Here is a 9,863-nt window from a genome sequence, read left to right on the forward strand (position 1 = left end):
GATATTAGTACCTAATACTATAGGGGTTTGGAGTGTAAAATCAAAAGTCGCACTGCCACTTCCTAAACTGCTTTCACATAAGGGTAAGTTTGGTGGTTGGACGGGGGTGAGACCACAAGATGTTAAACCTAATGTAAAAGAAAAAACAGAAACACAACCACTAGATCCATTATCAGTTAAAGAAACAAAAATTTGTTCAAGATTTGTTCCAGGATAATTAGATGCGTTAGAAATTGGAGAAATTAATTGTTGTGCATCAGAAAGAGAATGATGAAAATCAACCTCAAAGTCGCTGGGATTTATACCAGTACCATTAAATATGTTGGCAACGGCATTATTTAAATTAAAATTTGGCAAGTTATTGCACTGGCTCATATTCACAGGTAAATTAATAGCTGGTGGAGTATAATAGGAAACAGCAGCTGTAGCTGTAGCATTAGCAACACAACCTGGTTTATTAACAACAACAGTATAAGTTCCTGCTTGAGTAACATTTATTGATTGAGTATTACCAGTAATTGGTCCTGTAATAGATGAAGACCATTGATAAGAAGTAGCACCCGCAATAGTAGCTGTTAATGTGGTTTGACTGCCAGGACAAATCACTTGATTTGCTAGGGAAAGTGGACAAATTATGTTACAATCTGTAGATCCCGCTCCTCCTTGACCAGCATTAGTCTGAGTCACAGTTATGCTTCCTGGTTCATCTTCATAATTAGTTAGTAATATAACATAAAACTCTCCTGCTAGAGCATTAGTAATAGTGAAATTTTCAATGGTAGCAATGGAATAACCACAGCTGATACTTGTTCCAGGATTTAGAGAGGTAGGCCCACAAACAGGTGCAGAAAAAGGTCCCCAACAAATATAATCAACATCAATCCCTACACCACTGTTATTGGTTTGAGATATTTGAAATGTTATTTCACCAGGATTATCTATCTGCATAAAAAACCAAGCTGGGTTTTTCTGTGTTAATAAACACTCATAATCAACATCTTGAACTGCAGTGGTTCCTGTTGAGTTTTGAAAGGTTAAACCAGCTCCTCCAGCACAAAATGGATCAGCTGAAGCACAGTTTGCACCTTGCGAAAAAACTATATTGTTTGATAATAAACTAAATAAAAGACAGAAATAAATATTTTTCATTTTGAATAGTAATTTAGAGTTGCGAAATTTACATATTTTTAGGAATTAATTTTGTAATAAAATCAAAAAAAATCAAATATTAACACTATACCAAAAGATTAATATTTATTATTTATCTTTGACATTTTAAAATAAGAACCCAAATTAATAAATAATTTGATGATAAATCAGGATGAAATAGGTGAAAATCACATCGCTACCAACGCAGAAAATCCCATTAGAAACGATGCTTTTGAATTAACCGATGATAGAAAAATAGAACTCATAAAAAAAAATGTTGAAGACATTCTAAACACTCTAGGAATGGATTTAACAGATGACAGTCTGAAAGGTACCCCAAATAGAGTTGCTAAAATGTTTGTGAAAGAAATTTTTGGTGGACTTAATCCTGTTAAAAAACCAAATTCTTCAACTTTTAAAAATAATTATAAGTATGGAGAAATGCTAGTAGAAAAAAATATCACATTATATTCTACTTGTGAACATCATTTATTGCCAATTATTGGAAGAGCTCATATAGGCTATATTTCTAATGGAACAGTCGTTGGACTATCTAAAATGAATAGAATTGTTGATTATTTTGCCAAAAGACCACAAGTTCAAGAAAGACTAACAATGCAGATTGTTCAAGAGTTACAAAAAGTTTTAAACACTGATGATGTAGCTTGTGTAATAGATGCAAAACACCTTTGTGTTAATTCAAGAGGTATCCGTGATATTGAAAGTAGCACAGTTACTTCTGAATTTGGTGGAAAATTTAAAGATGGAAAAACTAGAAGAGAATTTCTTGATTACATCAAATTAGATACTAAATTTTAATTTAGTCATTCTATAATTATCCCATAAAAACCATGGAAATTTACAAAACTAATTCTCTAAAAATATACAATACTCTTTCTGGAGAAAAAGAACTTTTTAAACCAGTTCATGAAGGAAATGTGGGGATGTATGTTTGTGGACCAACAGTTTATAGCAATGTACACTTAGGAAACGTGCGTACTTTCATGTCGTTTGATATGATTTTCAGATATCTTTTACATTTAGGGTATAAAGTGCGTTATGTTAGAAACATTACTGATGTTGGACATATTGTAGATGACGTGGATGATGGTGAAGATAAAATTGCCAAAAAAGCTCGTATGGAACAATTAGAACCCATGGAAATTGTGCAACGTTACACCGTTGATTTTCATGAAGTTTTAAATCAATTTAACTTTCTTTCACCTAGCATTGAACCAACAGCTACTGGTCATATTATTGAACAAATTGAAATTGTAAGTAAAATTATTGAAAAAGGATTTGCCTACGAAAAAAATGGTTCGGTTTATTTTGACATAGTAAAATTCAATAAAAACAATCACTACGGTAAATTGAGTGGCAGAAATATTGATGAAATGCTAGCTAATACTCGAGATACAGACGGACAAAGTGATAAAAAAAATCCTCAAGATTTTGCCCTTTGGAAAAAAGCTGAACCAGAACATATCATGCGTTGGCCTTCACCTTGGGGTGTTGGTTTTCCGGGTTGGCATCTTGAGTGTACAGCCATGAGTACTAAATATCTTGGCGAAACTTTTGACATTCACGGAGGTGGAATGGACTTGAAATTCCCTCATCACGAATGTGAAATTGCACAAAACGAAGCATGTACTGGCCATAGTCCAGTAAATTTTTGGATGCACGCCAACATGCTTACCTTGAATGGTAAAAAAATGTCCAAATCGACTGGAAATAATATTCTTCCAAACGAAATTTATACTGGTGGTAGTCCTTTTTTAAGTAAAACCTTCTCCCCTAATGTGGCTCGTTTCTTCATGATGCAAGCCCATTATAGAAGTATTTTAGATTTTACCAACGATGGAATTGTTGCGGCAGAAAAAGGGTTTAACAGACTAATCGAAGGCATCGATCTATTGAAAGATTTGAAACCAAATAGTTCCTCTTCGCTAGCTATCAATTCATGGAAAGAAAATTGTTATGATGCCATGAATGATGATTTCAATACTCCTATTTTGATTGCAAATTTATTTGAAGGTATTAAGTATGTGAATTTAGTCAATGACGGTAAAGAAACCTTGACTGCTGAAGATATTAAAATACTTTCAACAACTTTAAATTCATTTACTTTTGATATCATTGGTATTAAAAAAGAAAAAGAAAACATAAATAATTCTGATAAACTAGAAGGTGTAGTAGAACTACTTATCAATATGAGATTAGAAGCTCGAGCTAATAAAAACTTTGCTTTGTCAGACCAAATTCGTGATCAACTTTTAGCATTAGGGATAAATCTAAAAGATGGTAAAGAAGGGACTAGTTTTAGCATACAATAAATAAGCAATACTTGTGTTTAAAAAAATTATATTAGCACCATTATTAGCTGTAATCTATTTTTATAAAATCGTACTTTCTCCTTTACTACCAGCCACATGTCGTTTTGAACCTACCTGCTCCACTTATTTTATAGAAGCCTTAAAAATTCACGGACTTATGAAAGGATTTTATTTAGGCATAAAAAGAATTGCAAACTGTCATCCATGGGGAAAAAGTGGCTATGATCCCGTTCCCAAAAAAAAATGCAAACACTAAAGAAATCGTTAATTACTATTTCTTTTTAAACAAATAACTATTTTTACAAAATAGATAAAACCCAAAAAAAATAATACATATCATGATTTGGAATCCATCAGAAGGAATAAATATAGGTTTTTTTACTATTCGCTTTTATAGTTTAATGTTTGTTATCGCCTTTGGTTTAGGATGGTATATCATGAAACATATCTATAAAAGAGAAAACGAAACCATTGAAAAACTAGATACACTTTTTGTATGGACAGTTATAGCCACATTATTAGGCGCAAGATTAGGTCACGTATTTTTCTATCAATGGGATTATTTCAAAGACCACCCTTTAGAAATATTATTGCCTTTTAGGTTTGAACCTCAGTTTGAGTTTACGGGTTTTCAAGGTTTAGCTAGTCATGGTGCTGCTATTGCCATAATTATTGCCATGTATTTTTATAGTACCCGAGTAATAAAAAGACCCATACTTTGGGTTTTAGATAGAGTTGTAATCCCTGTAGCCTCTGGTGCTGTATTTGTTAGAATAGGAAATTTTTTCAATTCAGAAATTGTTGGAAAAATAACAAACTCTTCATTTGGTGTTCGATTTGTTAGAGATTATTATTCCTCCAAAGACGCAGTTAATATAACCAAATTGACCAATACAAATGATGCTTATCATGCTATAGTGCATAATCCACAATATGCTACTTTATTAGAAAAAGTCCCTACAAAACATCCAGCGCAGCTATATGAAGCCTTTTTATATGTGTTTGTATTTCTACTTCTTTTCTTTCTATACTGGCGGGCTAAAACAGCAGAAAAACAAGGCTTATTATTTGGCTATTTTTTAATTCTTCTATGGACTGTTCGCTTTTTGGTAGAATATGTAAAAGAAAGTCAAGGCGGTATTGAAGAAAGTTTCGGGCTATTATCTACAGGACAATGGCTCAGCATACCATTTATACTAGTTGGCGTCTATTTTGTTTTCACAGCAAAAAAACCAGTTGAGGATAGTATTTAAAATTAATTATATATTTGTTTAACCTTATTGGTGCAATCTATATTTCGGGACTTTTTTAATCTTCATTCACTTCATTATGCGATTTAGCATAGTTGTTCCATTTTTCAATACAAGCTGTCATATCTTGAGGCAGATCAGTATCAAAACGAATAAACTCTTTTGTTGTGGGATGTATAAAACCCAATGTTTTAGCATGTAAGGCTTGTCGAGGTAAAGTTTTAAAACAATTATCTATAAACTGTTTGTATTTGGTAAAAGTTGTTCCTTTCAAAATCAAATCACCACCATAACGAGCATCATTAAATAACGTGTGTCCAATGTGTTTCATGTGCACACGAATTTGGTGTGTTCTTCCTGTTTCTAGTTTGCAGGAAATCAAAGTTACATAGCCAAAACGCTCCAATACTTTGTAATGCGTAACTGCATGCTTCCCTATTTCTGGGTCAGCAAAAACAGCCATTTGCATTCTGTCTTTTACATGTCGGGCGATATTGCCTTCAATAGTTCCTGCTTCTTCTTTTACATTTCCCCAAACCAAAGCTATGTACTCGCGCTCCGAAGTTTTGTCCTCAAATTGTTTAGCCAAATGAGTCAAAGCAGCTTCTGTTTTGGCAATCACTAAAAGTCCTGAAGTATCTTTATCAATTCGATGCACTAAACCTGGTCTTTCACTTGAATTCATTGGTAAATTTTCAAAATGAAATGCCAAAGCATTGACCAAAGTTCCTGTGTAATTGCCATGACCTGGATGAACGACTAATCCTGGCGGTTTATTGATAACCAAAACAGCGTCATCTTCATAAACGATATCTAATGGAATATCTTCTGGATCGATTCTATTTTCAAATGGTGGATGAGTTAACATCACACGAACAATGTCAAAAGGTTTTACTCTATAATTTGATTTTACGGGAATATCATTTACCCAAATATTTCCTTTTTCAGCAGCTTGTTGAATTTTATTTCGTGTAGCATTTTCTAACAAAGACATTAAAAATTTATCCACACGCAATAAAGATTGTCCTTTTGTAGAAACAAATCGATGGTGTTCAAAAAATTCTTCTTCTAAATCAGGAAGATCATCGTTATGGCTCATTTACAGGTATAATTTGTGTAGTGTCAACAGCCGTTGAGTCAATAGTTTCCTCATAAGTAACTTTTCCATCACCTAAAACTAAATCTATTTTTGATGATTTTAAAACCTTATCTCCAGGTTTTAATTTTTTACCATTCATTCTCATTTCCAAAACCATATCTTTACCCAAATAAGGTTTATAGGTAATTGTACCTTCTAATAAACCAACTGATTCTAATGTTGGCACCGCTTGTCGATAAGTTTTCTCTACTAAGTCTGGCACAGAAACCATGGTGAATTTCTCGGCATTAATTTTTATATAAATCTTTCTTCCCTCTTTTACTTTTGCCCCAGCTTTTGGTTCTTGTTCTACTATAGTCAACTTTGGAAATTCGGGTCTGAAATCAACAGTATCTAAAATAATATAATCTAAATCAACAGCATCAAGTTTTTCTTCTGCTTGTTCTGCTGATAATTTACTTAAATCAGGAACAGTAATTTCTTGTCCGTGATGAGTCGTATAAGTTAGCCAATGAAAAAATAAATACGATATAGTGGCAATTATTGCTATAGCAACAAGAATTTGCAAAAAGAAAACTCGACTAGTTAGATACGAACGTAAACTCATAAAGAAAATAATTTATGCAAAGATATAAAAACCTAAAGTCAATTAGTTTCAAAAAAAATGATAATTTTGTTATTACTAAAACTAATCTAAATGAACGTAGCTGTAGTAATGGGTGGATATTCGGAGGAATCTGTAATATCATTACGAAGTGGGCAATTAATCCTAAACAATCTTGACAAAAATAAATACCAAACCTTTGAAATTCATATACTTAAAGAAGAATGGTATTGCTTACTAGCTGGTGTTAAATATCCTATTAATAAAGCTGACTTTACATTTATAAAAGATAATCAAACCATAAAATTTGATGTAGCTGTTAACACCGTTCATGGTACTCCGGGCGAAGATGGTCATCTACAAGCCTATTGGGAACTGATAGATTTGCCCTATTCTGGTTGTAATTACTACCAATCGAGCTTGACTTTTAACAAAAGAGATACCTTGTCGGTATTGTCAAAATTTAATATTCCTAAAGCCAATTCTATTTATATAACTAAAGGCGATGTCATTGATGGCAATAAAATAGTTGCTGAATTGGGTTTGCCATTTTTTGTAAAACCTAATCAATCAGGAAGTAGTTTAGGCATTTCGATGGTAAACTCGCTAAAGGATTTACCCAAGGCTCTAGACTTTGCCTTTGCTGAAGACAATGACATTTTAATTGAATCGTATTTGAAAGGTACTGAAGTATCTGTTGGCGTTTTAAACTTTAATGGAAAAACAACTGTATTAGGAATAACTGAAATAGTATCTCAAAATGCTTTCTTTGACTACGAAGCCAAATATTTAGGAAAATCGAGTGAAATAACTCCTGCTCGCATTTCAACTGAATTAGAAACATTAGTTATTGAAACCGCCAAAAAAGTATATGAGTCATTAGGAATGAAAGGTTTTTCTAGAACCGATTTTATTATTATGAATGGTATTCCACATTTTATTGAAATCAATACCAATCCAGGTTTATCTACACAAAGTATTTTTCCTCAGCAAGCTGCATATGCCAATATTAGTTTTTCTGATTTGTTGGATAACGAAATAACATTAGCATTACAAAAGAAACCTATTTGGAAGAAATAAAAAACCGACAACCGAAAACAGAAAACCGAAAACCGAAAACCGACAACCGACAACCGAAAACCGATAACAAAATGAAAAGAATAGCAGTGTTTCCAGGTTCATTTGACCCCATCACTTTAGGGCATTATGATATTATCAAAAGAGGTATTTCACTTTTTGATGAAGTAATTGTAGCCATTGGTATCAATGCTGACAAGAAATACATGTTCACGCAGGAAGAAAGAAAAAAATTTATTGAAGACGCTTTCAAAGACCAACCAAAAGTTAAGGTAATTACCTATGAAGGTTTGACAATTGATTTATGCCGAAAAATCAACGCCCATTTTATTTTACGTGGCCTAAGAAATCCTGCCGACTTTGAATTTGAAAAAGCCATTGCCCACACCAATAGAAAATTATCACAAATAGAAACCGTCTTCTTGCTCACGGCTTCCAAAACTTCCTATATCAGTTCCACCATTGTTCGTGATGTCATTAGAAACGGTGGCGATTATACGGTTTTGGTACCCGATACTGTTTTGGTAAAAAAAGAAAAGTAATATTATTTTTGATTTAACACTTTCTCCTCTTCAAATAACAATTTAATATTTTCATAGGAGTTTTTCAAAGCCTCTTTTACTTGTTCTGGATTGAGCCAAGCCACTTTCTCTATACCTTCATTGTCTTGGGGTGTTAGTGTTCCTTCAAAATCAGTATGCATTTCAAACCAATGGGTAATCTTTAATTTATATTTCCCATTACGTTTAAAAATGTGATAGGTTTTTTGAAGTTTGTGACTAATGACTAAATTTATTACACCTGTTTCTTCTTCTACTTCGCGTATTGCCGTTTGTTCAATTTCTTCTCCTTTTTCTATTCCGCCTTTGGGTAAATCCCATTTTCCGTTTCTAAAAATGAACAAAACGTCGCCATTTTTATTGTACACTAATCCACCACCTGCTTTACAAACAGGTATTTTTTCTTTTACTTTATTAAGTATTTCTTTTTCATCAGGATAGTATAAATAAGCTTTTTGAATTTTATTTTGAAACATTTTGATAATGACTTGTTCAATATCAACACTTTCCAATAAAAATAATTGAAAATCGGTTTCTTTAGCGATTTCATTGGTTAAAAAAAATGGTTTGTCGTTGACAAAAACTTTATACATTTGTACTATGATTTTTAATAAAGACACAGCCGAAAAAACAGCCGAATTGCTTTTACAAATTAATGCAATTAAATTGAATCCTAAAAATCCTTTTACATGGGCTTCAGGTTGGCACTCTCCAATTTACTGCGACAACCGATTAATACTGTCTTTCCCAGCGATAAGAAATTTTGTTCGAGAAGAATTTTCCAAGAATATTGAAAAAAAATTTGGTAAACCAGACGTCATTGCTGGTGTAGCAACGGGTGCCATTGGCATTGGAATGCTTGTTGCCGAACATATGGGTTTGCCTTTTGTATACGTTCGACCAGAACCAAAAAAACACGGAAGACAAAACCAAGTGGAAGGGTTTCTGCAAAAAGGACAAAATGTAGTGGTTGTTGAAGATTTAATTAGTACTGGAAACAGCAGTTTATTAGCAGTAGAAGCTTTGAAAGAAGCCGGTGCTAATGTTAAAGGCATGGTTGCTATTTTCACTTATGGTTTTGATGTCGCTACTGAAAATTTCAAAAAAGCCGACGTAGAATTAAATACATTAGCCGATTACGAACATTTATTGCATCTTGCTGTTGCAAAAAATTATATTACCGAAAAAGAAATAAAAACATTGAAAGAATGGAGAGAAAGTCCTTCGACGTGGAATGTCTAATTAGAAATAAGAACTAAGAATCTAGAAGCAAGAAAACATAATGAAATATGAATCTTTTTTCTTTCTTCGTGCCTCTTAAAAAAACAAAAAAACTATGAACCTAGAAAGCCCAAAAGTTACCGTTGCACAATCAGCTGAATATATGTATAATGCTTTATCTGATGTGAAAAATTATGAAAAATTAATGCCCGAAAATATTGCCAAGTTTGAAGTCTTGGGCGATGATCTTTTTAATTTTGGCTTAAGTGGAATGCCCGAAATCAAACTGAGATTAAAGGAAGGAGTTCCTTATTCGAAAATAAACCTTGCTGAAGCTAGCGATAAAATACCGTTTTCTTTAACGGCAACTATTAGCAGTAATTCTGAAACTTCATGTGATGTTCAATTACATTTTGAAGGCGAATTTAATCTCATGATGGGGATGTTGGTTAAAGGTCCAATCACTAAGTTTATAGAGACTTTGGCGGAGAATATGAATAAGCTGTAAGAAGAAAATAAAGCATAAAGAAAAAACTAAAAGCTGCCTAAGGGTAGTTTTTTTATTTCACG

Annotated in this window: 11 protein-coding genes and 1 pseudogene; 8 read left to right on the forward strand and 4 right to left on the reverse strand. The window is 32.8% G+C overall.

Annotation, left to right across the window (positions count from 1 at the left end):
* A pseudogene (locus tag ACOYLT_RS08275) lies at positions 1 to 1,149 on the reverse strand (hypothetical protein); the annotation flags it as partial.
* A gap of 159 nt (positions 1,150 to 1,308) precedes the next feature.
* Between ACOYLT_RS08275 and folE the strand changes: the two are divergent.
* From folE to lgt, 4 genes are all read left to right on the forward strand, one after another.
* Positions 1,309 to 1,968, forward strand: coding sequence for a GTP cyclohydrolase I FolE (gene folE, locus ACOYLT_RS08280; protein ID WP_422853389.1), 660 nt, complete (start codon positions 1,309 to 1,311; stop codon positions 1,966 to 1,968).
* A gap of 32 nt (positions 1,969 to 2,000) precedes the next feature.
* Positions 2,001 to 3,482, forward strand: a complete 1,482-nt coding sequence (gene cysS / locus ACOYLT_RS08285) for a cysteine--tRNA ligase (RefSeq protein ID WP_422853390.1) — start codon at positions 2,001 to 2,003, stop codon at positions 3,480 to 3,482.
* Between the two features lie 25 nt (positions 3,483 to 3,507).
* Positions 3,508 to 3,738 carry a membrane protein insertion efficiency factor YidD gene (gene yidD / locus ACOYLT_RS08290; protein ID WP_422853399.1) on the forward strand — a complete coding sequence of 77 codons (231 nt, stop codon included), beginning with the start codon at positions 3,508 to 3,510 and terminating at the stop codon, positions 3,736 to 3,738.
* 82 nt (positions 3,739 to 3,820) lie between these two features.
* On the forward strand, positions 3,821 to 4,735 hold the full coding sequence (gene lgt / locus ACOYLT_RS08295) for a prolipoprotein diacylglyceryl transferase (RefSeq protein ID WP_422853391.1): 915 nt from the start codon (positions 3,821 to 3,823) through the stop codon (positions 4,733 to 4,735).
* Positions 4,736 to 4,790: 55 nt separating this feature from the next.
* Here lgt and ACOYLT_RS08300 read toward each other — a convergent pair whose 3' ends face one another.
* Both ACOYLT_RS08300 and ACOYLT_RS08305 read right to left on the reverse strand, forming a co-directional pair.
* A complete protein-coding gene (locus tag ACOYLT_RS08300) occupies positions 4,791 to 5,831 on the reverse strand; it encodes an RluA family pseudouridine synthase (protein WP_422853392.1) in 1,041 nt (346 codons plus the stop codon).
* Complete coding sequence (locus tag ACOYLT_RS08305; RefSeq protein WP_422853393.1) at positions 5,821 to 6,438, reverse strand: PASTA domain-containing protein; 618 nt, start codon at positions 6,436 to 6,438, stop codon at positions 5,821 to 5,823. The genes ACOYLT_RS08300 and ACOYLT_RS08305 overlap by 11 nt, the downstream gene beginning before the upstream one ends.
* Before the next feature lie 90 nt (positions 6,439 to 6,528).
* Here ACOYLT_RS08305 and ACOYLT_RS08310 point away from each other — a divergent pair, with 90 nt between their 5' ends.
* A complete protein-coding gene (locus ACOYLT_RS08310) occupies positions 6,529 to 7,515 on the forward strand; it encodes a D-alanine--D-alanine ligase (RefSeq protein ID WP_422853394.1) in 987 nt (328 codons plus the stop codon).
* Positions 7,516 to 7,586: 71 nt separating this feature from the next.
* On the forward strand, positions 7,587 to 8,054 hold the full coding sequence (gene coaD, locus ACOYLT_RS08315; protein ID WP_422853395.1) for a pantetheine-phosphate adenylyltransferase: 468 nt from the start codon (positions 7,587 to 7,589) through the stop codon (positions 8,052 to 8,054).
* 2 nt (positions 8,055 to 8,056) lie between these two features.
* Here coaD and ACOYLT_RS08320 read toward each other — a convergent pair whose 3' ends face one another.
* A complete protein-coding gene (locus ACOYLT_RS08320; protein ID WP_422853396.1) occupies positions 8,057 to 8,665 on the reverse strand; it encodes an NUDIX hydrolase in 609 nt (202 codons plus the stop codon).
* Positions 8,666 to 8,672: 7 nt separating this feature from the next.
* Here ACOYLT_RS08320 and pyrE point away from each other — a divergent pair, with 7 nt between their 5' ends.
* Both pyrE and ACOYLT_RS08330 read left to right on the forward strand, forming a co-directional pair.
* A complete protein-coding gene (pyrE, locus tag ACOYLT_RS08325) occupies positions 8,673 to 9,314 on the forward strand; it encodes an orotate phosphoribosyltransferase (protein WP_422853397.1) in 642 nt (213 codons plus the stop codon).
* Positions 9,315 to 9,408: 94 nt separating this feature from the next.
* Entirely contained in the window at positions 9,409 to 9,801 is a 393-nt protein-coding gene (locus ACOYLT_RS08330) for an SRPBCC family protein (protein WP_422853398.1), read from the forward strand.
* The last annotated feature ends 62 nt before the right edge of the window (positions 9,802 to 9,863 follow it).

This window comes from Flavobacterium sp. (genome assembly GCF_049318185.1).
Classification (GTDB): Bacteria; Bacteroidota; Bacteroidia; order Flavobacteriales; family Flavobacteriaceae; genus Flavobacterium.